At 38.8% G+C, this 25,016-nt stretch carries 24 protein-coding genes, 1 tRNA gene and 1 pseudogene; 20 read left to right on the top strand and 6 right to left on the bottom strand.

Annotated elements, in window-relative coordinates:
* Window positions 1-80 precede the first annotated feature (80 nt).
* On the top strand, window positions 81-653 hold the full coding sequence (locus AEQ18_RS05370; protein ID WP_054115347.1) for a TetR/AcrR family transcriptional regulator: 573 nt from the start codon (window positions 81-83) through the stop codon (window positions 651-653).
* A gap of 142 nt (window positions 654-795) precedes the next feature.
* A tRNA-Ser gene (locus AEQ18_RS05365) sits at window positions 796-883 on the top strand.
* A 99-nt stretch (window positions 884-982) separates the two neighbouring features.
* On the opposite strand, the gene AEQ18_RS05360 is transcribed toward AEQ18_RS05365, so the two are convergent.
* Both AEQ18_RS05360 and AEQ18_RS05355 read right to left on the bottom strand, forming a co-directional pair.
* Window positions 983-2,137 carry a site-specific integrase gene (locus AEQ18_RS05360; protein WP_054115346.1) on the bottom strand — a complete coding sequence of 385 codons (1,155 nt, stop codon included), beginning with the start codon at window positions 2,135-2,137 and terminating at the stop codon, window positions 983-985.
* A gap of 39 nt (window positions 2,138-2,176) precedes the next feature.
* Window positions 2,177-2,455 carry a hypothetical protein gene (locus AEQ18_RS05355; RefSeq protein ID WP_054115345.1) on the bottom strand — a complete coding sequence of 93 codons (279 nt, stop codon included), beginning with the start codon at window positions 2,453-2,455 and terminating at the stop codon, window positions 2,177-2,179.
* A 2-nt stretch (window positions 2,456-2,457) separates the two neighbouring features.
* Here AEQ18_RS05355 and AEQ18_RS15900 point away from each other — a divergent pair.
* The 6 genes and pseudogenes from AEQ18_RS15900 to AEQ18_RS05330 all read left to right on the top strand — a co-directional run.
* Window positions 2,458-2,553 (top strand): annotated as a pseudogene (locus AEQ18_RS15900) (replication initiator protein A); the annotation flags it as partial.
* Window positions 2,554-2,574: 21 nt separating this feature from the next.
* Window positions 2,575-2,847, top strand: coding sequence for a hypothetical protein (locus AEQ18_RS05350; protein WP_235505497.1), 273 nt, complete (start codon window positions 2,575-2,577; stop codon window positions 2,845-2,847).
* A gap of 95 nt (window positions 2,848-2,942) precedes the next feature.
* Complete coding sequence (locus AEQ18_RS05345; RefSeq protein WP_082348606.1) at window positions 2,943-3,308, top strand: hypothetical protein; 366 nt, start codon at window positions 2,943-2,945, stop codon at window positions 3,306-3,308.
* A 2-nt stretch (window positions 3,309-3,310) separates the two neighbouring features.
* Window positions 3,311-3,493 carry a hypothetical protein gene (locus AEQ18_RS05340; protein ID WP_054115343.1) on the top strand — a complete coding sequence of 61 codons (183 nt, stop codon included), beginning with the start codon at window positions 3,311-3,313 and terminating at the stop codon, window positions 3,491-3,493.
* Between the two features lie 316 nt (window positions 3,494-3,809).
* Window positions 3,810-4,136, top strand: a complete 327-nt coding sequence (locus tag AEQ18_RS05335; RefSeq protein WP_082348605.1) for a helix-turn-helix domain-containing protein — start codon at window positions 3,810-3,812, stop codon at window positions 4,134-4,136.
* A gap of 19 nt (window positions 4,137-4,155) precedes the next feature.
* On the top strand, window positions 4,156-5,586 hold the full coding sequence (locus tag AEQ18_RS05330) for a Fic family protein (RefSeq protein WP_054115341.1): 1,431 nt from the start codon (window positions 4,156-4,158) through the stop codon (window positions 5,584-5,586).
* Between the two features lie 308 nt (window positions 5,587-5,894).
* Here AEQ18_RS05330 and AEQ18_RS15675 read toward each other — a convergent pair whose 3' ends face one another.
* Window positions 5,895-6,032: a hypothetical protein gene (locus tag AEQ18_RS15675; protein WP_160316054.1), complete on the bottom strand. Its 138-nt coding sequence runs from the start codon at window positions 6,030-6,032 to the stop codon at window positions 5,895-5,897.
* A 100-nt stretch (window positions 6,033-6,132) separates the two neighbouring features.
* Between AEQ18_RS15675 and AEQ18_RS05325 the strand changes: the two genes are divergently transcribed.
* Window positions 6,133-6,330 carry a hypothetical protein gene (locus tag AEQ18_RS05325; RefSeq protein WP_054115340.1) on the top strand — a complete coding sequence of 66 codons (198 nt, stop codon included), beginning with the start codon at window positions 6,133-6,135 and terminating at the stop codon, window positions 6,328-6,330.
* Between the two features lie 93 nt (window positions 6,331-6,423).
* Here the strand turns inward: AEQ18_RS05325 and AEQ18_RS15740 are convergent, their stop codons facing one another.
* Window positions 6,424-6,573: a hypothetical protein gene (locus AEQ18_RS15740; protein WP_162838221.1), complete on the bottom strand. Its 150-nt coding sequence runs from the start codon at window positions 6,571-6,573 to the stop codon at window positions 6,424-6,426.
* A gap of 362 nt (window positions 6,574-6,935) precedes the next feature.
* On the opposite strand from AEQ18_RS15740, the gene asnB reads away from it, so the two are divergent.
* Window positions 6,936-8,834: an asparagine synthase (glutamine-hydrolyzing) gene (gene asnB, locus AEQ18_RS05320; protein ID WP_054115339.1), complete on the top strand. Its 1,899-nt coding sequence runs from the start codon at window positions 6,936-6,938 to the stop codon at window positions 8,832-8,834.
* Between the two features lie 48 nt (window positions 8,835-8,882).
* Here asnB and AEQ18_RS05315 read toward each other — a convergent pair whose 3' ends face one another.
* A complete protein-coding gene (locus AEQ18_RS05315) occupies window positions 8,883-9,686 on the bottom strand; it encodes a Cof-type HAD-IIB family hydrolase (RefSeq protein ID WP_054115338.1) in 804 nt (267 codons plus the stop codon).
* Between the two features lie 264 nt (window positions 9,687-9,950).
* Between AEQ18_RS05315 and AEQ18_RS05310 the strand changes: the two genes are divergently transcribed.
* Both AEQ18_RS05310 and AEQ18_RS05305 read left to right on the top strand, forming a co-directional pair.
* On the top strand, window positions 9,951-11,390 hold the full coding sequence (locus AEQ18_RS05310) for an NCS2 family permease (protein ID WP_054115337.1): 1,440 nt from the start codon (window positions 9,951-9,953) through the stop codon (window positions 11,388-11,390).
* Window positions 11,391-11,492: 102 nt separating this feature from the next.
* On the top strand, window positions 11,493-12,698 hold the full coding sequence (locus AEQ18_RS05305) for a multidrug efflux MFS transporter (RefSeq protein ID WP_054115336.1): 1,206 nt from the start codon (window positions 11,493-11,495) through the stop codon (window positions 12,696-12,698).
* Window positions 12,699-12,785: 87 nt separating this feature from the next.
* Here the strand turns inward: AEQ18_RS05305 and AEQ18_RS05300 are convergent, their stop codons facing one another.
* The gene (locus AEQ18_RS05300) at window positions 12,786-12,971 is read right to left on the bottom strand and encodes a YjzD family protein (RefSeq protein WP_054115335.1); all 186 of its coding nucleotides are present in this window, start codon (window positions 12,969-12,971) and stop codon (window positions 12,786-12,788) included.
* A 148-nt stretch (window positions 12,972-13,119) separates the two neighbouring features.
* Between AEQ18_RS05300 and dnaE the strand changes: the two genes are divergently transcribed.
* From dnaE to AEQ18_RS05260, 8 genes are all read left to right on the top strand, one after another.
* Entirely contained in the window at window positions 13,120-16,434 is a 3,315-nt protein-coding gene (gene dnaE, locus AEQ18_RS05295) for a DNA polymerase III subunit alpha (protein ID WP_054115334.1), read from the top strand.
* Window positions 16,435-16,594: 160 nt separating this feature from the next.
* Window positions 16,595-17,557 (top strand): 6-phosphofructokinase, encoded by a 963-nt coding sequence (gene pfkA, locus AEQ18_RS05290; RefSeq protein WP_054115333.1) that lies wholly within the window; start codon window positions 16,595-16,597, stop codon window positions 17,555-17,557.
* Window positions 17,558-17,637: 80 nt separating this feature from the next.
* On the top strand, window positions 17,638-19,422 hold the full coding sequence (gene pyk / locus AEQ18_RS05285) for a pyruvate kinase (protein WP_054115332.1): 1,785 nt from the start codon (window positions 17,638-17,640) through the stop codon (window positions 19,420-19,422).
* Between the two features lie 187 nt (window positions 19,423-19,609).
* Window positions 19,610-20,170 carry a YceD family protein gene (locus AEQ18_RS05280; RefSeq protein ID WP_054115331.1) on the top strand — a complete coding sequence of 187 codons (561 nt, stop codon included), beginning with the start codon at window positions 19,610-19,612 and terminating at the stop codon, window positions 20,168-20,170.
* Window positions 20,171-20,226: 56 nt separating this feature from the next.
* A complete protein-coding gene (gene rpmF, locus AEQ18_RS05275; protein ID WP_054115330.1) occupies window positions 20,227-20,406 on the top strand; it encodes a 50S ribosomal protein L32 in 180 nt (59 codons plus the stop codon).
* A gap of 180 nt (window positions 20,407-20,586) precedes the next feature.
* On the top strand, window positions 20,587-22,008 hold the full coding sequence (gene gndA, locus AEQ18_RS05270) for an NADP-dependent phosphogluconate dehydrogenase (RefSeq protein WP_054115329.1): 1,422 nt from the start codon (window positions 20,587-20,589) through the stop codon (window positions 22,006-22,008).
* A 142-nt stretch (window positions 22,009-22,150) separates the two neighbouring features.
* On the top strand, window positions 22,151-22,837 hold the full coding sequence (locus AEQ18_RS05265) for a response regulator transcription factor (RefSeq protein WP_005229193.1): 687 nt from the start codon (window positions 22,151-22,153) through the stop codon (window positions 22,835-22,837).
* 14 nt (window positions 22,838-22,851) lie between these two features.
* Window positions 22,852-24,357, top strand: a complete 1,506-nt coding sequence (locus AEQ18_RS05260; protein ID WP_082348604.1) for a HAMP domain-containing sensor histidine kinase — start codon at window positions 22,852-22,854, stop codon at window positions 24,355-24,357.
* Window positions 24,358-25,016: the final 659 nt, after the last annotated feature.

The raw sequence follows: 25,016 nt of genomic DNA, 5'->3' as shown, positions 1-25,016 counted from the left end.
GATAACTAGTGGTGTGTTTCATTTTAAATTTTCTTTATTCTCATGTACAATTGAATAAAGAGTAAAAGGGGGATTTTTTGATGCGAAGGAAGGTCTATACAAGAGAGCACATTTTGAAGGCCGCGTACGAATTGATCAACAAAGAAGGATTCGGTAATTTCACGGCGCGAAACATCGCGAAACACATGGGCATTTCTACCCAACCCATATACTTAGAGTTCAACAATATGCAAGACTTGAAGAACACGTTAGTAGAAGCTGTTTTCAAAGATTTATCAGAAAATGTTTTCCCCGTTGTTAGAACTGGAGATAAGCTTGTTGATTTAGGTTTGAACTATATTCATTTCGCTCAAGAAAAACATAACCTTTATATCGCCCTTTTTATCGATGATTATGGCGGTGGGGAAATGATGCATGAATTTTCATCAAACTATTTCAAATCACTGATTCTATCAGAACCGAAGTATAATGATCTTGCTGAAGACACTATAGAAGCGTTGCACAATGGTGTCTGGATCGTTGTGACAGGGATCGCTTCGCTGATGTCGGCTGGGATCATTGCACCGTCAGAAGATCAAATCATCAAAGTGATCAATGAAACGATTCAAGGTGTTTTAGCCAAAACAGATACATATATTTTTAATCAGGCATAAATGAAGGAGAGATAACCGTTATCAATCTCGTCTTAGGAGGATTGATAACGGTTTTTCTGCGTTTTGAAGCAATAGATAGGTACAGGGATTTTTTGAATTTATCCTTGACATTTTTTGAAAAAATAGCGAAAATAACTGTTATGGAGAGTTGGCAGAGTGGTAATGCAGCGGACTCGAAATCCGCCGACCCGGTTCATCCCGGCGCGCAGGTTCAAATCCTGTACTCTCCTTATAACAATCTATACAAGTATCAGAATCGCTTTCCTAGCAAGGGATAGAGCGGTTTTGGTACTCTTTTTTTGTTTTGTGACCCACATAATGACCCACATTTAAATATTTTCCATTACTTTCGAGAAAATATCTGGTACCTTTTTTTCCATTTGTTCAGTTACGTGAGAATAAAGATCTAACGTAATTTGAATAGAAGAATGACCCAATCTTTCCGAAATAGTTTTCGGTTCGACACCAGCTTCTAATAGAAGAGTTGCATGGGTGTGCCTAAAACCGTGTATTGTGATTTCTCTTAGACTATTTTTATTAATCGTTTGAAGCATCCATGTTCTAGGTTTGGATAATTGGATAAAACTATTTTCGGTACTTGAAAAAACTAATTGATTCGATTCATTGGTTTTATGGCCAAATTGTAGTAAATACTCTTTTTGTCTCTTTTGCCAATGTCTCAAAATAACAATCGTGTTTTCATCAAGGCTGACTGATCTTTTCGAGTGTCTTGTTTTTGGTTGCTCCAGATACAAGCGCTTATTCTTTCCTCTGGCCAGCGTTTGATTAATATAGATACATTTGTTTATGAAGTCAACCGAACGCCATTCCAGCCCCAACAATTCGCCTTGACGGCATCCAGAAGCAGATAGGAGCGTGAAGAAAGTATAAATGTAAAAAGGTTGTTGATTCTTTGAGCAATCTAAAAATTCTTTTAACTCCGCAGCAGTGTAGTAGTTGATACGCTTTTCTTGACCAACCGAATCTTTTCTCTTAGGTATCGTAATTCTTTTAGCTGGATTTTCTTTAACCACACCAATGCTTATTGCGTACTCAAAAATTCTTGATATGTCTGTGATAAAGTCGCGGTATTTAACGAATTTTTTTACTTTTTCATTCGCAAATTTTTGTATATCAAGAACAGTGATTTCATCAATCTTTTTATCACCAAAAACAGGAATAACATGTACTTCATACTGGGAAATAGCCTTCACGAATGTACTTTCTTTCACTGTTAACTCATAGTTTTCTTTCCATACTAAAAATACATCAAGAAACGTTTTGCTTTGCTCAACTGGCTTTCCAAATTCCCCGTTCTCAAATTGAAGCTGCAACCTATTCAAAGCCAACTTTGCTTCTTTTTTAGATTGAAATCCTCTTCTGGTTGTTTCTATTCTTTTACCTGTTTTCGAATCAATACCAAGATAAGCTTTAAACATAAATCTAGTGCCTTGTTTTGTATCATATTGCTTGAATGTTGCCATTGTTCTCCCTCCGTAGCTGCGCGTGGGGCGTGCTAATAATTAGGAAAAACTTTCGAATTGATCTTCGTCAATAGAATGAAACAATTCTGGGGTACGAATCTCTAAAGATATATTAGATTCTTCATCTATTGAAACAGAAAATATAAATATATTGCTTAAGATAAACGGAACTATGCCGTGCTCCCAGCGAAAAGTTCCAGAGGTAATATCCTTCATCCTCGGTTCTTCATTAATTAGTGCAGCTAAAACACTTGTTACTAAATTCCAAATTAATCCCTCTTCATCTTCATCAATAAAAAGGCTTATCCATAAGTGCAAAAATGATTTACTCGTTCTTGCTAGATAGAAAGGAATTATCAAGAACGAATAATTGGATTGACGAATATGGGCAAGTTTTCTTGCTATTTACTAGGAAGCATGTAGGAGAAATGCTTAATTTGTCAGACAAGCCAGTGACGAACGCATTTAAAGAGTTGATCAAGGCTGATTTGATCAAGGAAGAACGACAAGGGTTGAATAAACCTAACAAGATATATGTATGTAAGATAAATTACGGAATCGGAGATTCTCCGATTCAAGAGTCGGAATATATCCGACCTAATGATACTGAGATTAATAATACTGAAAAAAACAATAACCTTGACGACGACAAGGATAACTCTTTTTCCGAGAAAAAAGAGACCACTACTACTTATTTCATACATGATTAAAAGCCAAGTATCAAAAAATCTTAGCTAACAACTTTGATGATCCAAAACTTGAAAAAAATTATGACTTACAAGAGAAGGCTAAGAAATCAATCAACATGAGTAAGCAGAAGCTACAAGGCTTACAATCCCTTTCTACTCAAGGTTTGCAGCAGAAGGCATTAGAAGTACTAAAACATGATATGCAAACTATTTTTAATGAGCGTTTAGAAGAAGTTAAAGAATTGATTTTAAACACTGAAACTTTAAGAGCAAAAGTACGAGAAGCAGAACGTCAAGAAGTTTTAAAAAGCGTTGAGCTTACAAGCGAAAGTTCAGAATATAGCCGCTTAGTTGATTTGTACGAACTAGACAAAAATTTCAGAAATGAATTATATCAAAAGCCTTACTCACTTTTTAGAAATTTAAGTAGTGTAACGTTTAATGAAGCCAGAAAACAATTAGAAAATGAAGGAGCGGTTTAACTATGTATGAAGAAATGTATAACGGACTGAGAAAAGCAATTTTAGAAAGTGGAGATGATTTTTCTAAAAAAATTGTAAATAGTTTTGACAAGATCGCCGAGAAATACAAAGAAGAACCGCAACAAAAAACCGAGAAAAAAGTATCTGTTTCTGAATTAGCTAGAGCCAACAGAATTGTAAAATGAGGAGGGACTAAATGACCTACCAATATAATTTGGAAGACGCTAAACAATCGGTACGAGATTATTTTTCAGAAAAGCTACGAGGCAAGATTCAGAAATCAATTTAGCGTTTTAAACACAAATAAAGTCACTTTCTTTAGCTGGAAGTGGCTTTTTTGTGTATACTTTTCATATTTAAATGAAATTGCCTAGCAATTCTAGGTTAAAATTATTATGTTCATATATATTAGTTAAATTTAAATTCATCTTAAAATTTATATAATTACACGTTTTTCAATAGCGTTCAACAGAACAATCATGGTATACTTTTAATGATGAAATGAAGAATAGAGAGGTGAAACTTATGATGAACAGTCTTAAACGATTGAGAGAACAACAGTCTTTAAGTATCGAATTTATTGCACGCATGTTAGAAATTAGTGTAGAAGAATATAAAGGTTATGAGAACCAAGATAATATAGAATCAGAATTATTAGAAAAAATGGCAAAATTATTTGGTGTTGAAACAACTGATATATTAAGTAATCATAGCAGCGATACTTTGGATGTATCTTCATTAGGTTTTGCTAGATCTAATTCTGATATTACAGCTAAAGATAAAAAAGCCATTGAAATTTTACTCAATTTACAAAGAGTATTCAATTAAAGGGAGCTGTTTTTAATTAATGAAAGAGTTTTTAAAATTTAATGGTTTTGATTTATACCAGTCGGGAGATGAACCTGAAAAATTAGCTGAAAAAGTAATTAATAGAGTTTTACACCGAGAAATCACTATAGAAGATTTGCCTGTGGATCCTTTTTATTTATTAAAAAAGAGTGGGGTTGTATATACCTTTCTTAACTTTGATAAATATGAAGGATTTTATCTTTTAAATACAGAATATGATGGTCCAAAAACAAAAACTATGGTTGGGATTAATAAAAATCGACCTATTGCTAGACAAAGATTTACTGCAGCGCACGAATTATGTCATCATATTAAAGATGAAAAGACATATTATTGTATATCGGGAGCGAGGGATGAAGTTGAAGCATTTGCTGATCAATTTGCATCCTCTTTATTAATGCCATCTTCTTTAATTATTTCAATGATTCAAAATAAAAATATTACTAAGGATATGTCAGAAGTTAATTATTTAAAAAAAATATTAGAAATATCAGTATTGTTTGGTGTTAGTTTTCAAGCAGCGTTTTATAAAGTTAATAATTATGTACAAAAAATAAAACGCGCTGATATAAAAAAGACATTAAGAAATTTTAAGCCGAATGCTAAAAAGAAAGAATTAGGCTTAGATAATGAATATGAGCTTTATGCGCAAGTTGTAAGAAGTTATCAGTTTGTAAGATGGGCGCCTACTAAAAAAATTCAGAATGATTATCAACGTCTATTGATAAGCAATGATCATAGAATGGAAAATGGTAATTTAGAAGAGTCAGAAATTAATGAATTAATAGCCGAAATTAGATTTAAAGGGATAGATGAAGTTAAAAAGGAAAGAGAAAAACAGCAAAAAGCATTGAGCAATGATGATTTAGAAATCTTAGGACAATTCGAAATGTATAACTTTGTATTTGAAAGATATAGGAATAGTTCTATCTTCGAAATATTCAGACTTCATCAAAAATTTTATGCATTTGTTCCATTTAAAGAAGTTGGAGGAACATATAGAACTGCGCCTGCTCGTATATTAGGAAAACCGGTTAAAACTGCAGAACCTACAGAAATTTCTGCTAAAATGACTAAAATTTTAAATGATTTTGATGATAAAAAAAACCAAGGTTTTTTTAATGATAACTTCGAAATTATTAAATATTTGGTCAAAATGCATCATAAAATAACAGTAATTCACCCTTTTCAAGATGGGAATGGAAGAACAAGTAGAGCGTTTTTTAATAAGGCACTGTTATTATTCAATATACCATTATTTTATATACATGTTGATTCAAGAGATCAATATCACAGAAGCTTAGAAGAGTGTGATAACAATGGCGATTATCGTAACTTAATTTTATTTTTCATAAATAATATTATAGATGTTTACTCTTGGAGTATAGATGTAAGTAATGATACTGCGATATCTTCATCTAGTAATTAATAGCCATCTATGAAAATAGATGGCTATGCCCCCAAGCGCAATGAGATTTATTGACCCACATAATGACCCACAAACACTTAACACATTTTAAAATACAATGAAATGGTATGGCGTTGCTATGTGGTTTTGCAAATATATTGAGAGTGGATAATGCCCTGTGACAAGTATTTATAATCCCTATACTCTCCTTACGCAATATATGAAAAGAGACCAGCGAGGTATAAGAATTACTTATGCCGCGCTGGTTTCTTTATTTTGGTATTTAATAAAAATGGCCTTCAATCATAGAACATGGCATCTTTCTATGCTTATTTTTTTAAAAAAGCTGCTAGTAAAAACAATAGTGCAGGAAACCAGAAAAATTTCATGCCTATCCCTAGGATAAAGAAGGTAATGGCTACAGCAAAAAATGTTTTGTCAGCATCCTTATATGTATGGAATTTCATGATACGCCTCCGAATGTGTGCTATGATAGATAGAAGAAATGGCGCAAATAGCATGCCGCTTCTGTTTAATATATTTTACGATAACCTAGGAGGGATCACAATGGCTGAATACGAAAAAGATTATATTATGCGTGTCACCAAAACGGCGGTCAAAGGGTTGAATGTATTTTTGAAAGCAGATTCTGTGGATGCAATTATGCATGTAGATGAAGCCCAGACAGGACAGAAGAAAGAAAAAGCGTCGGCCGAAGCGGATGGATCCGCGGTGAAAGACCATGATGAAAAAGCGGAAAATTGAATAATACGTCCATAAAACACAAGAAAGCACCTGCTAATCAGTTTAGCGAGGTGCTTTCAGTACGAATCGGTTTCCTTCATTTGGATGAACTCCTTATGCAGTTTTATTCAATTCTTGTACAGCTTGTTCGATTGTAATACCTGTCGCAAAGTGATTCGCATTTTTCTTGTCAAAGACAATAAATAGATTCAACTTTGTATCAAGGGTTACCCGATATTGCATATCTGTGTTATAGAATGTCATTTGTCATTCTCCTTTCTTAATCGTTGAAACGAAAGGCAACGGTTAGTTGATAACGAAATTCCATTATTAGAATAGCACCTTTTTTTGATTTCGTCCAACAAAAACTGGATAAGACCAGTAATGATAAATAATTTCTTAAGAACTGCACAGATGTTTTTGTGTTTCCAGATAACAGTTTTGTAAGGTGAGAACCTCGATGATCAAGCAAAAGATTGCTGTACGAGCATTCTTTTGCTTTTTATTTTTAGTGTAAATTTAAATTATTGCTATATTATAAAAAAAACAACCATAGGGAACAGAATTTTGTGGTATGATTTATCTTGACTGTAATGAAAATGTAATATGAAAACGGAAGTGAAAATATGTGCGGTATAGTTGGTTTTGTAAATACGAAAAAAGGTAAAGAGCCAATCATTCAAGAGATGATGGAGCGAATCATTCATCGCGGACCGAGTAGTGCGGGTCAATTTGTGGATGATCACGTTGCTTTAGGCTTTCGCAGATTGTCGATCATTGATTTGGCGGGTGGTTCCCAGCCAATTTTTAATGAAGATGGCAGCAAAGTGATCATTTTCAATGGAGAAATATATAATTTTCAATCGTTAAGGAAAGACTTGATTGCTGCAGGACACACTTTTTCGACGCATGCGGATACGGAAGTGGTTCTCCACGGATATGAAGAGTGGGGAACAGAAGTCTTGCAAAAACTGCGAGGGATGTTTGCCTTCGCCATCTGGGATCATGAGAAAAAAGAATTATTTGGTGCCCGTGATCATTTTGGGATCAAACCGTATTACTTTGCGCAAATGAATGACACATTTATGTTTGGCTCAGAGATCAAAAGTTTTCTGCCACATCCAGATTTTGACAAAGTACTCAATAAAGCGGCGTTAAAACCGTATTTGACTTTCCAATACTCACCCTTAAATGGTGAAACCTTCTTTAAAGGCGTGCATCGTTTACAAGAGGGGCATTACTTTATCTATAACCGTCATGGGTTGTCGATACATGAATATTGGGATGTCGACTTTACGAAGAAACAATCTTTTTCGAGAGAAGAATGGGTCGAAAAAATTGATCAAGCCGTCCAATCCTCTATCGATGTGCATACGATCAGTGACGTGGAAGTGGGTTCGTTTCTATCCAGTGGAGTGGACTCCAGTTATGTTGCGTCTGTCTTGCGCCCAGCACGCACCTTCTCCATTGGTTTTGATGACAAAACGTACAATGAAGCGATCGAAGCACGAAAACTAACGGAACAGCTGAATTTGACGAATACAGCAGCTGTGATCAATGGTGAAATGTCTTTCGACGCATTTCCCTTGATTCAGTATCATTTAGATGAACCTGATGCCAATCCAAGTTGTGTGCCTTTGTATTTTTTGGCCAACTTGGCTGCCCAGCAAGTACGGGTCGTTCAATCAGGCGAGGGTGCCGATGAATTGTTTGCCGGGTATGCTGCCTATGGGTTCCATACAAATTCCAAAGCAGTGCGTGTCTTCGCACAAGGATTGAAGAAACTCCCGCGGGCATTGCGCTTTAGCTTAGGCCGGCAAATCGGAAAAATGAAAAATTTCCATGGTCGTATCCATTTGTATGAAGCGACAGCACCGGCAAGAGATTTTTTCATTGGACAGGCGGAGATTTTTGAAGAAGCAGCAGCTGCAGCCATTCTAACGGCTGCGTATCAAGAGGCACCGACAGTTGCTGATATCGTTGCGCCATTTTATGATAAAGCAGATGGACTTCAGGATGAGGTCAATAAGATGCAGTACTTAGATGTGCATCAATGGATGCCGAAAGATATTTTGTTGAAGGCGGATAAATTGTCCATGGCGAGTTCATTGGAGTTGCGTGTCCCTTTGCTGGATGTCGAATTGATGAATCTAGCGCAAACGATCCCTGCAAAATATTTGATCAATCAAAACAATACCAAAGACGTATTTCGTCAAGCTGCCAATCGGCACTTGCCAAATGAATGGGCCAATCGTGAAAAACTTGGCTTCCCAGTACCAATCAAAGCATGGTTGAAAGAGGGAACCGGATATGCTGCGGTCAAAACATTGTTCAAAGCTGATTTTGCAGCTGAGTTTTTTGATCAAACTGCTATTTTGCAATTGCTTGAAGATCATCGTAATGGGCAAGGTGAGTTGCAACGTAAGATTTGGACGGTATTCACATTTCTGACATGGTATAAAGTCTTCTTCATCGATCAAGAAATGCCCCAGCCGCAACAAATCGATTATGAAACAATCACATAAAAAGCGGAGGCTGTCATGAGCCTCCGCTTTTTTGCGATCAATCTTTCATTATAGTGCGAGATATTTTTCCAGATAATCCGCCATACCGTCTTCGCCGTTTGTTTTGTCGGTCACGTCATTGGCGACTGACTTCAACTGTTGGGTTCCATTTGCCATAGCAACACCCCAACCCGCATATTCCAGCATTTCTAAGTCGTTATGTTCGTCCCCGAAAGCAATGATGTCTTCAGGTCCTAATGACATCGATTTGGCAATTACAGACAGGCCTAATGCTTTGTGTACACCTTTTGGCACAATCTCAAGAATAGCTTGCGGGCCACCCCATGTGCGGACATCAACAGCGTCATCGAATTGGTCTTTGATGCGCAATGAAACAGATTCAGCTAGCTCATTTTGGGTTTTTACCAATAAAGAGGTGGGGTCTGTTTTCAAGTTGGACAGAAGATTTTTTTCAGAAACAGTGTCGTAAGAAAAGAAGTGCTGATCGAAACTATCCAATCGATCGATAAAAAAAGTTTCACGATTTTCAGCAGCAACAAAGGATAGACCAAGTTGTTCACGTTGTGCCATCAATTCAAACGCAATTTCACGAGAAACGGCATGTTCAGTTTCAGAGACCCAAATTTGACGCGGTTTATGGACTAAACCACCATTAAAGTTAATCATAGGGGTATTCAGATCAAGGGCACGGTAGAATTGATCACTCATACGAAAAGGACGCCCAGTAGCAATTGTTACATAATGGCCAGCGCGAACAGCACGGCCTAAGACATCCCGCGTTTTGGTTGACAGTTGAGATTCGGTATTTAAAGTGGTGCCATCCAAATCAATAGCAATGATTTTTGGTTTCAAAAATTTCACTCCATTCTATTGTGGTAGTGGCTTAAGTGTAACATATTTCTGGTATTTCACAATCTATGAAAGTTTTCAATCTCCTTTCTTTTTCTTTGTCTCGTAAAACACGAACATTAAATGGTTTAATAGAATATATATTGTGTATTTTGTTGAAAAGCGAATGATTGTCCTATATAATTTGTAATTGTTCGATGAGAAGTGCTATTATTCCTTATTTCTTTTCAAAGACTAAAATGATGAACACGGGAGTGGAAAATTTACATGGAAAAGTTTTTCAAATTAAAGGAAAATAAGACAACAGTATCAACTGAAGTGATGGCCGGGGTGACCACCTTCTTCGCGATGAGTTATATTTTATTCGTCAATCCATCCATCTTGTCAGCAGCAGGAATGCCATTTCAAGCAGTCTTTCTAGCGACGATCATTGCATCCGTTATTGGCACATTAGTGATGGGGTTGTTTGCCAACGTGCCATATGCACAAGCACCAGGTATGGGATTGAATGCTTTCTTCACTTTTACAGTTGTTTTTGGTTTGGGTTACACATGGCAACAAGCATTGGCGATGGTTTTCATTTGTGGGTTAATCAATATTTTGATCACGATCACAAAAATCAGAAAATTGATCATTCATGCGATTCCTGAAAGTCTTCAACATGCGATTGGCGGCGGAATCGGGATCTTTGTAGCGTATGTCGGTATCAAAAATGCCAATCTGTTGAGTTTTTCGGCTGATACAGCTGCAGTTACCGGATCAACGATCGATGGCGATACGATCATTAGTGCCAATTTTAACGGCGGGATCGTTCCTGCATTGGCAAACTTTAACAATGCGCCAATTATTTTGGCCTTGATTGGATTGGTTTTGACGACATTGCTTGTGGTCAAAAATGTCCGGGGGGCAATCATTATTGGTATCTTAGGCACAACGATTATCGGGATTTTGATGGGTGTTGTTGATCTAAGTGCGATCGATTGGCACGGGAATTCTTTGGGCAGTTCGATCAATGAACTAGGAACAACCTTTGGGGCAGCATTTGGATCTGAGGGGATGGGTTCTTTATTCAGTGATTCTGCGAAAATCCCTCAGGTGATCATGACGATCATTGCATTTAGTTTATCTGATACGTTTGATACGATTGGCACATTTATCGGTACCGGTCGCCGCACAGGTATTTTCTCTAAAAAAGATGAAGAAGCGCTCGAAGATAGTAATGGATTTAATACTAAAATGGATAAAGCGCTCTTTGCCGATGCCATCGCTACTTCAGTAGGTGCCATTTTTGGGACCTCTAATACAACCACTTACGTAGAGTCAGCAGCTGGAATTGGTGCTGGTGGACGGACTGGATTGACTTCGGTCGTGGTTGCTGTGTTGTTCGCTTTGAGTAGTTTCTTTTCACCTTTGATCTCGGTGGTTCCTGCGCAAGCAACAGCACCTGCCTTGATTTTAGTTGGTGTGATGATGTTGGCTTCTTTTGCAGATATCAATTGGACAGATTTAGAAGAAGCGGTTCCGGCTTTCTTTGCTTCGATCTTCATGGGGCTTTGCTATAGCATTTCATACGGGATTGCGGCTGGATTCATTTTTTATGCATTGGTGAAAGTTGTCAAAGGCAAATTCAGTGAAGTTTCACCGATCATTTGGGTAGTGAATGCCTTATTTATCCTAAACTTTGTCATTTTAGCATTGATTAGTTGAGTTTAATGAGAAAAATCTTTCTGCAATTTTCATGCAGAAAGGTTTTTTTTATTTGAATTTTAAGCTCAATACGGTATAGTAGGTGTGAAAGAAGGTTTATACATGAAGATCGATTGGAAGCGAAACCTCCTGATATCCTGGGTAGGTTGTTTTTTTACAGGTGCTAGTTTCAGTCTTGTCATGCCATTTATTCCCTTATATATAGAAGAGTTAGGTGCACCAACGAATCAAATTGAGTTGTTCTCAGGCCTAGCAATCTCAGTCACGGCGTTTGCAGCAGCTATCGTTGCACCCATTTGGGGGAACTTAGCTGACCAAAAAGGCCGTCGTTTGATGATGATCCGAGCTGCAGCCGGTATGACCGTGACTATGGGTTCTTTGGCTTTTGTACCGAATGTCTATTGGTTGTTGATTATGCGCTTTTTCACCGGCATTTTGTCTGGTTATATCCCAAATGCGACCGCATTGATTGCTTCTCAAGCACCGCGAGAAAAAAGCGGTTGGGCACTTGGGACATTAGCAACTGGTGCCATTGCAGGGAATTTGATCGGGCCTTCAATGGGTGGGGCATTGGCTGAATGGTTTGGAATAAAAAATGTCTTTATCATTACTGGGGTCGTATTGCTGATCACTTTGTTATTGACGATTTTCTTAGTACAAGAAAACTTTACACCAGTTGAAAAAGGCGACATGCTTTCAATCAAAGAAATTTTCAGCCAAATCAAAAACGTACAGTTATTGATTGGTTTGTTCATTACCTCTTTGATTTTGCAATTGGGCGTCACAAGCATTAGCCCAATTTTGACATTATATATTCGTGATTTGAGTGGAGATACCAATAATGTGCTTTTCGTCAGCGGCTTGATTGTTTCGATTGCTGGTGTGTCAGCGATTATTTCCTCCCCGTTTCTGGGTAAAATCGGCGACCGGTATGGCAACCACAAAGTTTTGTTAGGCGGATTGGTCTTATCGTTTATCTGTTTTATCCCAATGGGCTTCGTATCGACGCCGTTTCAGTTAGGGGCCTTGCGGTTTATGCTCGGCTTTTCAACGGGGGCTTTGATGCCTTCGATCAATACGCTGATCAGTAAGATCACACCGATAGAAGGGGTCAGTCGGGTATACAGCTATAACCAAATGTTTTCGAACTTTGGGCAAGTGTTAGGGCCAATGGTGGGATCGACCGTCGCAGCCGGGTTTGGCTATCCAGCCGTTTTTTGGGTCACCAGCGGTTTTGTACTGATCAATATTGTTATTTCAAGTTTTAATTTCCGGAAAAGTTTCCGCAAAACAGATATCAGCCAATAGTTGAAAAGAAAAAAAAACCAGTTACAATGATAGTAACTGGTTTTTTTTGCTGCGAATCACTACAAGTGATGATTCGCAGTGGTTGCACTAATTGTGACTTGTCTTTTCAGGCGCAGGTGCGATCGTTCCAATCAGTAAGATCACCACACCAGTGACCAAAGAGATGATTGTCGTTAATTGAAAATCATAAGTGGCTCCTGTTAACGAGCTGCCTAGATAACCAACAACTTGACCCAATACGAAAGTCCAAAATAATGTGACTAAGTAACGCATGACGACACCTCTTTTCCACGTAGCTTACTTTTCGCCTTTAGTGTATCACAAAAAAAATTAATGTAAAGATTTTCACTTTTTCATAGATGCTTTTCAAATTTATTTGCTAATAGTTCGTAAGAGAACTTTCATATAAGGAGGAATGTCAATGTATGCGCCGCTTACAACGTTAAGTTCATATTCTTTGCTTCAAAGTACCATTAAAATTCCTCAATATATTGCCCAAACCAAAGAAATGGGCTACCAAACGATTGGGCTGACCGATCGAAATGTCATGTATGGTGCTGTTGATTTCTTTCGCCAGTGTCAGGCGCAACAGATCCAACCAATTTTTGGGGTGTTGTTTGACTGCAATGCAGCAACAGGATCAATGACATTCCCACTCTATCTTTTTGCCAAAAATATCCAGGGCTACCAAAGGTTGATGCGTCTTTCCAGTAAGAAAATGACCACCGATGAACTGTTCATTGCCAATGAATCAACGTTGGCGGATCTTTTTGGGGTGTTGCCCACTGGTCAAGGCTTTTTGTTGGATCAGACGAACGATCCGCAAAAAAACTATACGGAATTAAAACAACTGCTTGATTTATTTGATCAAAACAGTTTATTTTATGGCGTTGAAAATGAGCAGGCAGCGCAAGTGCCATCTTTTGAAGCTTTTAGACGATTAGGGATCGAAGCTTGTGCGTATCAAATGGTAACAGCATTGTTTCAAGAAGAAGCTTTTGCTGTTGATGTGATGGGGCATATCAAAGCCGGCACGCAGATCGAAGACTTTCGTCATGTCAAAGAAGAGGGAACGTCAGTCCATCATCTGCAAACGCCAGCACATATGCAGACGTTATTCGATCCTGATTCAGAGGCGCTGAAAAACAATCAGCGGATCGCAGAGGAATGTCGCGTAGAGATTCCATTGCATCAACGGTTGCTGCCGCATTTTCCATTATCAGAAAAGCAAGATGCAGCGACGTATTTACGTCAACTGTGTTTTGAACGCTTGCCGCAAAGAGTGGCGCATGTGACAAAGGCATATCAAGAACGATTAGAATATGAACTCTCAGTCATTCATAAAATGGGGTTCGATGATTACTTTTTGATTGTCTGGGACGTGATGGACTTTGCCCATCAGCAAAAAATCGTTACAGGTGCTGGTCGTGGATCGGCCGCAGGAGCGCTGACAGCTTATGTGTTGTCGATCACAGATGTGGATCCTATCAAGTATGAGTTGCTTTTTGAACGGTTTCTAAATCCCGAGCGATACACGATGCCTGATATCGACTTAGATATCCCCGACAATCGCAGAGATGAGATTTTGCAGTATGTGCGGCAAAAATATGGGCAAGAGTATATGGCACAAATTGCCACATTTGGCACAATGGCTGCCAAAATGGTCTTGCGGGATGTTTCGCGGGTCTTCGGTCTTTCTCAAAGCGAAGCCAACCGATGGTCCAAAGCCATTCCCAATGCACTGAAAATGACGTTGACACTTGCTTATGAACAATCCAATCAATTGCGTGAATTGGTTGCTTTCAATGAACGAAATCAGTTGCTGTTTCAAGTGGCCAAAACGTTAGAAGGATTGCCCCGACATGTATCCACCCATGCAGCAGGCGTGGTGATCAGTGACCAAAACTTATTAGATCTAGTCCCTTTGCAAACGGGCAGTGATGATATTTGGCTGACGCAGTTTACGATGAATGATGTTGAAGCAGTGGGCTTGTTGAAGATGGACTTTCTAGGATTGCGTAATCTATCGATCATTGACAACACATTGCAAGGCATCAAGCGAATCACCCATAAAGAAATGACCCAAAAGGAAATCCCCTTGGATGATCCTGAAACGTTGATCCTCTTTCAAAAAGGAGAAACTGCCGGTATTTTCCAATTTGAGTCAGCGGGCATCCGCAATGTTTTACGCAAGTTAGGCCCTGAAAGTATTGAAGATATCGTTGCAGTCAATGCCTTGTATCGACCGGGTCCGATGCAGCATATCGATACGTTTATCAAACGCAAGAAAGGCCAAGAGCCGGTTGTTTATCCGGATGACAGTTTGATTCCGATTCTGAAAAACACATACGGCATCATTGTGTATCAGGAACAAATCATGCAAGTTGCTTCAAAAATGGCCGGATTTAGTCTGGGACAAGCAGATATTTTGCGCCGAGCCATCAGCAAAAAGAAAAAAGACATCTTGGACGAGGAACGACGCCACTTTGTTCAAGGCGCTGTCGAAAATCAGTATGATGCCGATAAAGCAACGCTTGTCTATGATTATATCGAGCGCTTCGCAGATTACGGCTTCAACCGTTCGCATGCCTTTGCTTATTCAGTGATTGGTTTTCAAATGGCATATTTAAAGGTTCATTATCCAGCGCCTTTCTTTGCAGCCATTCTGCATTCTGTCCGCCACACGACGAGCAAAATGAAAGAATACCTAAATGAGGCAGCGAAATATAAAGTTTCAGTTCTTCCGCCAACCATCAATACCAGCGGCTATAGTTTTCAATTACAAGGAGATGCAACCATTCGCTTTGGCTTCAGCAGTATCAAAGGGATCAGAAGGGATATGATCCAAGACATCATTGACGAACGCAAAATCAATGGTGCGTATCGATCGTTGGATCAATTTTTGCTGCGGTTGAATCAACGCAACAGTAAATGGCTGAAGCTTGATTATCTGGTACCCTTGGTCAGTATTGGTGTTTTCGATGAGCTGACGAAAAATCGAAAGCAAACATTGATCCAATTAGAAGGTAAAATCCAAAATATCGCTTATAGCGGAGGCAGCTTAGACCTTTTAGAAACGATGGCATTGAAAGAAGCAGAAATTGCAGATTATCCACTAGAAGAAAAGCTGGCTTTGGAAGAGGAATATCTAGGCGTGTATCTGTCTGGACATCCAGTAGAACAATTTCATAAATTGAAGCAATTTAAACGTGTCACAGATATTGCCAATCTTGTACCTAACGAACGAGTCAGGATCTTGCTTTATGTGCGGAAAATAAGGGAAATCAGAACCAAAAAAGGTGAACAAATGGCATTTGTTGAAGGCACAGATGCCAGTGGAGAATTATCTGTGACAATTTTCCCTTTGATTTATCGACACGTTCGACCGCAAGTTGAAGAAAATGCAGTTTTATATATAGAAGGCAAAGTTGAGGTAAGTCGTTACAATGGTGAAATTCAGCTGGTTGCTGATAAAATAGATGTAGCAGACCATGAACAAAGCAAAATCGCGCAGCAAACCTGCTATCTGAAAATTTCTGCTGAAGCACAAGCGATGCATATGCAAACGTTGGCCAATTTGATGAAGCAATACCGAGGCACGGTTCCTGTAGTCATGTTTTATGCCCAAAGCGGTAAGAAGTTGTTGGTGAATGAAACGAACTGGGTCAGTGATGATCCGCATTTTGTTGCACAGCTGGAAGAATTATTAGGAAAAGGAAATGTAATTTTCAAGTAATTTTCGGAAAACAGCAATCGAACTTACACTTTTTTCAACTTTTTCCTAGTATCCAAAGACATTTGTCATGAATAATGGTAGAATATGACTCGTGGTTATTACTTGAAAAGTATCAAACAGGGTTTGCCCTAACAAAATCTTTTGATGAGGTGAAAGAATAATGAAACGCATTGGAATCCTAACCAGTGGCGGCGATGCACCAGGTATGAACGCAGCGATCCGCGCAGTTGTCAGAAAGGCAATTTTTGACGGACTTGAAGTATATGGTATCAACTATGGTTATGCTGGTTTAGTTGCTGGCGATATTCGTCGATTGGATGTAGCTGATGTTGGCGATAAAATCCAACGAGGTGGTACATTCTTGTATTCAGCAAGATACCCTGAATTTGCGACACAAGAAGGCCAATTAAAAGGGATCGAACAATTGAAAAAATTCGGTATCGAAGGCTTAGTCGTTATTGGTGGAGATGGCTCTTATCATGGCGCAATGGCGTTGACACGTCATGGTTTCCCTGCAATCGGTATCCCAGGAACGATCGATAATGATATTCCAGGAACAGATTTTACTATTGGTTTCGATACAGCAATCAATACTGTGTTAGAATCGATTGACCGTATTCGTGATACAGCAACTTCTCATGTTCGGACATTTGTGATTGAAGTCATGGGTCGTGGCGCTGGAGATATCGCGCTTTGGTCTGGTGTTGCTGGCGGTGCGGATGAAATCATCATCCCTGAACATGATTTTGACATGCAAGTCGTTGCAGATCGTATCCGTGAAGGCCGCGACCGTGGCAAGAAACATTGCTTGATCGTCCTTGCTGAAGGTGTGATGGGCGGAAATGAATTTGCAGACAAATTATCTGAATATGGCGATTTCCACACACGCGTATCTATCTTAGGTCACGTTGTACGTGGTGGTTCACCAAGCGCCCGCGACCGTGTGTTGGCAAGTAAATTTGGTGCATACGCAGTTGAATTGCTGCAAGAAGGCAAAGGCGGCTTGTGTATCGGTATCGAAGACAACAAAATGATTGCTTCAGATATCATCGACACTTTAGAAAACAACCGTCACAAACCAGATGTTTCTTTATATGAATTAAACAAAGAAATTTCTTTCTAGGCAATCTGGCAGTAACGCACAAAACTTTTAAAAAGAGCTTTTTTTAGCTATTTTAAATAAATGAATAGGAGCGTTTAGTAATGAAAAAAACAAAAATCGTTAGTACATTAGGACCAGCAAGTAACAGTGTGGAAATTATTTCTCAACTGATTGAAGCCGGTGCGAATGTTTTCCGTTTCAACTTCTCTCATGGAGATCATGAAGAACAATTGGCACGGATGACAATGGTTCGCGAAGCAGTCAAAAAAGTTGGTCAAGATGTAGGTATCCTTTTAGATACAAAAGGTGCTGAAATTCGGACTACTGTACAAAATACGACTGAAGCAGATTTTGGCCGTGCTGGATACATCCAATTCAACGTAGGTGATGAAACACGCATCTCAATGGACCCAGAACACAAAGGCTCAAAAGAAAAAATTGCTGTAACATATCCTGGTTTATTTGAAGACGTACATGTTGGCGGACACATCTTGTTTGATGATGGTTTGATCGATATGGAAATCACAGAAAAAGACGAAGCAACCCGCGAATTGATCGTCACTGTCAAAAATGCTGGTATGCTAGGATCACGTAAAGGTGTCAATGCACCAGGCGTATCAATCAGCTTACCAGGTATCACTGAAAAAGATGCCGACGATATCCGTTTTGGTCTTGACAATGACATCGACTTTATTGCCGCTTCATTTGTACGTAAAGCACAAGATGTTCTTGAAATTCGTGAAATCTTAGAAGAAAAAGATATGACACATGTGCAAATCTTCTCTAAAATCGAATCTCAAGAAGGGATCGACAACATCGACGAAATCATCAAAGTTTCTGACGGTATCATGGTCGCTCGTGGCGACATGGGTGTTGAGATTCCTGCGGAAGAAGTACCAATGGTTCAAAAGAGCATTATCAAAAAATGTAATGCTGCTGGAAAATCAGTTATCACTGCTACACAAATGCTAGAATCAATGCAACAAAACCCACGTCCTACACGTGCGGAAGCTTCAGACGTTGCCAATGCTGTCTTTGATGGTACAGATGCAACAATGCTATCAGGTGAATCAGCAAATGGTGATTACCCAGTAGAATCTGTTGCGACAATGGCTCGTATCGATATCGAGGCAGAAAAATCATTGTCTGAAAACAGCACATTCCAAATCAATCAATTTGATAAAACAGATGTTACCGAAACAATCGGTTTATCAGTTGCCCGTGCAGCGAAAAACTTAGGTGTTAAAACAATCGTAGCAGCAACTGAATCAGGTTATACTGCAAAAATGATCTCTAAATACCGTCCAGATGCAGATATCTTAGCTGTGACATTTGACGAACGCACAAAACGTGGGTTGATGTTAAACTGGGGTGTTTACCCAACTGTTGCCCAAAAACCAACAACAACAGATGAAATGTTTGAATTGGCTTCAAAACAAGCTGTAGATTTAGGTTTCGCTAAAGAAGGCGACTTGATCTTGATCACTGCTGGTGTGCCGGTTGGCGAACGCGGAACTACAAATGTGATGAAAATCCAATTGATTGGTTCTAAATTATTAGAAGCACAAGGAATCGGTGAAAAATCAGTTGTCGCAAACGCTGTGATCGCACATTCTGCAGAAGAAGCAATCGCTAAAGCAAAAGACGGCATGATCCTTGTAGTACCAACAACAGATAAAGAATATATGCCAGCAATCGAAAAAGCTGCAGCATTGATCGTTGAAGACGGCGGCCTAACATCTCATGCAGCTGTAGTAGGGATTGCCAAAGACCTACCAGTTATCGTTGGTGCCAAAGATGCAACAGCAACAATCAAAGACGGCGAATTGATCACCCTTGATTCACGTCGTGGTATCGTATATCGTGGCGAAACAACTGCCATTTAAGGGTATATGCGTAATTGATCGGAACAGGCAGTGTATAACATACTGTCTGTTCCGATTTTTTGTTTTTTTACAGGGGATAAAACAGGTAAAACGGTACCAAAAGTTCTGAGAAAGGTGTCAAGAAAATTTCATTGACAAAGCCTCAGAAGCCCTGTATAATTGCTTTTGTTGCTTAGGAGTGATAAGAATGAAATGGTCTTTATTGGAATTAAAGAAATACCAAGAAGAACCACTAGTGTTCGATGAAACATTGGACTTGAAAAATCAGCTGATCAAAAGAGATGAACAAATCATTGATTTGGGACCAGTCAAAGTGAAAGGTTTTATTAGTGCTGGCAAGCATGAATACTTGTTGCATTATCAAGTTGTAACGACAATGACTTTGCCGTCAACTCGTTCTCTTGAACCAGTTGCTTTAGGCCTTGATTTTACTGTCGATGAATGTTTTATGACACCAGAGCAATTTCAGCGCCGCGATGAAACGATCGTTGAAGAAGAAGTATTATTGATTGATGGACAAACGATCAGTCTAGACGATTCCGTAGCGGATAATTTATTACTTGCGATTCCATTGCAAGTCTTGACCGATGAAGAGAAAGAAAGTACGGAAATGCCTTCTGGTAATGACTGGACTGTTCTCTCAGAGGAAGATTTTGCAAAACAAAAAGAAACGCAAGCCCAACAAGTTGATCCTCGTCTTGCAAAACTATCAGAGCTATTCAATGAATCAGATGATGATAACGCGTAGGATTGGAATAAATTGCAGCCTCAAGGTTGCGTTCATTAACAAGGAGGTGTAGCAAAATGGCAGTACCAGCTAGAAGAACTTCAAAAGCGAAGAAAGCAAAACGTCGTACACATTACAAATTGACGATCAATGGTTTGAACGAATGTGCAAACTGTGGTGAAATGAAAAAAAGCCACCATGTCTGCGCAAACTGTGGTCATTACGATGGCAAAGACGTTGCAACAAAAGAAGCATAACCCTTTTTTTGAAAAAGGATTTTAAAACCACAGGCTAACCATGGAGCCTGTGGTTTTTTGTTTTTTTTGCAAATGTGTAATTTTTCTGAAAAATTTTTGATAGTTCGGGAGAGAATGGTTCAAAAGCCAGCATATTTGCGCTATAATGATGAAGATAATTCAATCTTAGGAGGATGCAAGATGACAAAACAACAAATCGGCGTTGTCGGTATGGCTGTAATGGGCAAGAACTTAGCCCTAAATATTGAAAGCCGTGGTTACTCTGTTGCCCTGTTTAACCGTACTGGTTCTAAAACCGAAGAAGTAGTAAATGAACATCCTGATAAAAATTTCAAAGCAACATATACGATAGAAGAATTTGTACAATCGATTGAAACACCCCGTCGTATCTTGTTGATGGTCAAAGCTGGATTTGCAACTGACGCTACGATCCAAGAATTATTGCCTCATCTAGACAAAGGCGATATCTTGATCGATGGAGGGAATACATTCTTTAAAGATACAGTGCGCCGGAATGAAGAATTAGCCAACTCTGGCATCAACTTTATCGGTACTGGTGTCTCTGGTGGAGAAGAAGGGGCTTTGAAAGGCCCGTCAATCATGCCTGGCGGTCAAAAAGAAGCTTATGCGTTAGTCGCACCGATCTTGGAACAAATCTCTGCTAAAGCAGAAGACGGTTCTCCTTGTGTGACGTACATTGGCCCAAATGGTGCAGGACACTATGTAAAAATGGTCCACAATGGAATCGAATATGGGGATATGCAATTGATTGCTGAATCCTATGATTTGATGCAAAATATTTTAGGTCTATCTGTAGCTGAAATGGCAGATATCTTCGCTGAATGGAACAAAGGCGAATTGGATAGCTACTTGATTGAGATCACAGCAGATATCTTGACCCGTAAAGATGATGAAGGCACGGGCAAACCACTGGTAGATGTGATCCTTGATGCCGCTGGAAACAAAGGAACCGGTAAATGGACCAGCCAAAGTGCATTAGACTTAGGTGTACCATTACCATTGATCACTGAGTCAGTGTTTGCACGCTATATCTCAGCATACAAAGAAGAACGTGTGAATGCCAGCAAAGTATTGCCAAAACCTGAAGCTGTCACTTTTGAAGGTGATAAAGAAGCGTTTATCAACAAAATTCGCGAAGCGTTGTACTTCAGCAAAATCATGAGCTATGCACAAGGCTTTGCACAATTACGTACAGCTTCAAAAGAATACGATTGGGATCTGCCATTTGGTGACATTGCAAAAATCTGGCGTGCTGGCTGTATCATCCGGGCACAATTTTTACAAAAAATCACCGATGCATATGACAAAGATGCAGATATCGAAAACTTATTATTAGATGAGTACTTTATCGATATTACAAGAAGATACCAAAAATCCGTACGTGAAGTGGTAGCTTATGCTGTGCAAGCAGGTGTACCAGTTCCCACGTTCTCTTCAGCGATCGCTTACTTTGATTCTTATCGTTCTGATCGCTTACCAGCCAACCTGATCCAAGCACAACGGGATTATTTTGGTGCACATACTTATGAGCGTACAGACAAGGAAGGTATTTTCCATTATTCTTGGTATGACGAAGCATAAGCATTTGCTTATTACAAGGAAGAGAATGGCCAAAAGTCAGAACTTTTGGTCAATCTCTTTTTTATTTTTTAGATACATGCTAAAATAAGACAGATAATGCTTGATATATAAGCAGAAATAACCAATAAAGGAGCTATCAATCATGAGTAATATTCTAATCATTGAAGATGAAAAGAACTTAGCTCGATTTGTGGAATTAGAATTAAAGCACGAAGGATACAATACTGAAGTACATTACAATGGCCGTACAGGGCTGGATGCTGCTTTAAATAATGAATGGGATGCAATTTTACTCGATCTTATGTTGCCTGAATTGAACGGACTAGAAGTCTGTCGTCGTGTCCGTCAAAGCAAAAATACGCCAATCATCATGATGACTGCTAGAGATTCAGTGATTGACCGTGTATCAGGATTAGATCATGGTGCAGATGACTATATCGTTAAACCGTTTGCGATTGAAGAATTATTGGCACGCTTGCGGGCATTGTTACGCCGAATCGACATCGAAGGGGACAAAAACGTAGCCAAACAAACAACCATCACTTATCGTGATTTAACGATCGAAAAAGAAAATCGGGTTGTTCGTCGCGGTACAGACGTCATCGAATTGACCAAACGTGAGTATGAACTGTTATTGACATTGATGGAGAACGTCAATGTAGTTTTGGCAAGGGATGTATTGTTGAACAAAGTTTGGGGTTATGAAACGGAAGTCGAAACCAATGTTGTTGACGTGTATATTCGTTATCTCCGCAATAAAATCGATGTACCTGGGGAAGAAAGCTATATCCAAACCGTTCGTGGTACAGGATATGTGATGCGCTCGTGAACCTGAAAAATAGAATGAAAAAATTGAGAGAACTGAAGGGGCCTTCTTTAACTGTGAAGTGGGCCTTCGCAAGTTCTTTCTTTATATTTGTTGTTTTTACGATTTTTGCGGTCATCACGTATAAAACGTCCGTCAACTTGATCGTAGCCAAAGAAGAGAATAATGTCGAGCGGACGATGTCAGAAGTAGCTTCTCGTTTGGCAAATTCCGATCAAGAATTGACCTTGGTGCGCACCTACCGCAATCTGACAAAAAATGATACAGGAGAAACAAGTATCTATGATAGAACATCTACGATCGATGGAAATCTAATGAAAATCGATTCGTTTATTTCAGAACTAGGACAATCGTCATTAAGTTTATTTGTCTATAATCTGAGTCAAGATTTAGTCTTTAAAACCCATGAAAATGATTTGGCTTTGATTGACGTTGCGCGCAAAGCACCTACGATCGTCACGTTGGATGGTGTTACTGGGTTTTTATCGATCCAACCAATCTATTCAAAAGAAACGAGAGAGAAAATCGGCTATGCACAAACGTTTTATGAGTTGACTTCATTTTATGAGATTCGTAGTAAGTTGCTGCTGACACTGATCATCTTGGAAATCGTGTCATTGATTTTAAGTAGTGTACTTGGCTTCTTCTTATCCGCTTATTTCCTGCAACCATTAAAAGTCTTGCGAGATACAATGGAAACAGTGCGCAAAAATCCGCAGTCAACTGTCCATATGCCCGAATTGAATTCAAATGATGAATTGTCTGATCTAGCGGATATCTTTAATGAAATGCTCGATCGGATGCGCTCGTATATCGAGCAACAAGAACGTTTCGTTGAAGATGTGTCCCACGAATTACGGACACCAGTTGCAATCATTGAAGGTCATATGAACTTGCTGCAACGATGGGGGAAAGATGATCCAGAAATTTTAGATGAATCATTATCGGCTAGCCTGCAAGAAATCAGTCGTATGAAAACACTGGTGCAAGAAATGCTGGATCTCTCTCGAGCAGAACAAGTAGATGTCCACTATGGAAACGAAACGACGAAAGCGAAAGAAGTTGTTTATCAGGTCTTTAACAATTTCAAGATATTGTATCCTGATTTTGTCTTTACCTTAGACGATGATTTATACCATGAGTTGATTTTGAAGATCTATCGCAATCACTTTGAGCAAATCATTATTATTGTATTGGACAATGCTGTTAAATATTCAACAGAGCGAAAAGAAGTCCATTTGTCGATTTCTAAAGAGCGGGATCAATTCATGGTCGCGATCCAAGATTTTGGCGAAGGGATCACTGGGGAAGATTTGGATAAGATATTCAATCGTTTTTATCGTGTCGATAAAGCCCGAGCGCGAACAAAAGGCGGCAATGGATTAGGATTGTCGATCGCAAAGCAATTACTTGCAAGTTATAAAGGGAAAATCACCGCTGAAAGCGTCATTGGCCAAGGTACGATTTTTAGAATCAAAATACCAATTTCAAAACCTAAAGATAGAGAAGCAAGAGAACGTTGATCCGTAAACAGCGTTCTCTTGTTTTTTTATAAAAATACGCATTCAGAACGATTGAAATGCATGATTAAACGAACAATCACAGTTAATTTCAATGAATGATTCGCCTATAAAAAATAATCAAAAAAAGGCTATGATTTTAGTTGATTTTTCTTATTAGAATTGCTATATTATTACTTGTCTTTGTTAAAGCAATTGGAGTAAATGTTCTTCAATCTTTTTTTAAAAAGTAGTTGACGGATGATTTTACAAGTGTTATTATAACAAAGTCGTAAAAAACAAATCACCTTTAAATGCTTTTGAATCAAAAACTTTTATCAAAAAAGTGTTTGACAAATAACACTAAAGATGATATGATAATCAAGTCGTTGTGAGTGGTGTTCGAATTAAATAACACCTAGCAAGAAAACTTTTATAAAAAAGTGTTGACAATCACTTGTCACTCTGATATGATATAAAAGTTGCTAACGCAACACTGTAGACCTTTGAAAACTGAACAAAGCAAGCAAACGAACCAATGTGTAGGACGCTTCATTTATATGAAGCAAATACATGCAAGCAATAGCTAGCAAAGTTTTAATTTTTATGAGCTTAACGATCCTTTGGATCGTTCAAACAAATCATTATGAGAGTTTGATCCTGGCTCAGGACGAACGCTGGCG

The organism is Enterococcus sp. RIT-PI-f, from assembly GCF_001297065.1.
GTDB lineage: Bacteria > Bacillota > Bacilli > Lactobacillales > Enterococcaceae > Enterococcus_D.
Note: the sequence above shows the minus strand (reverse complement) of the source record. Positions and strands in the feature narration are given on the sequence as shown.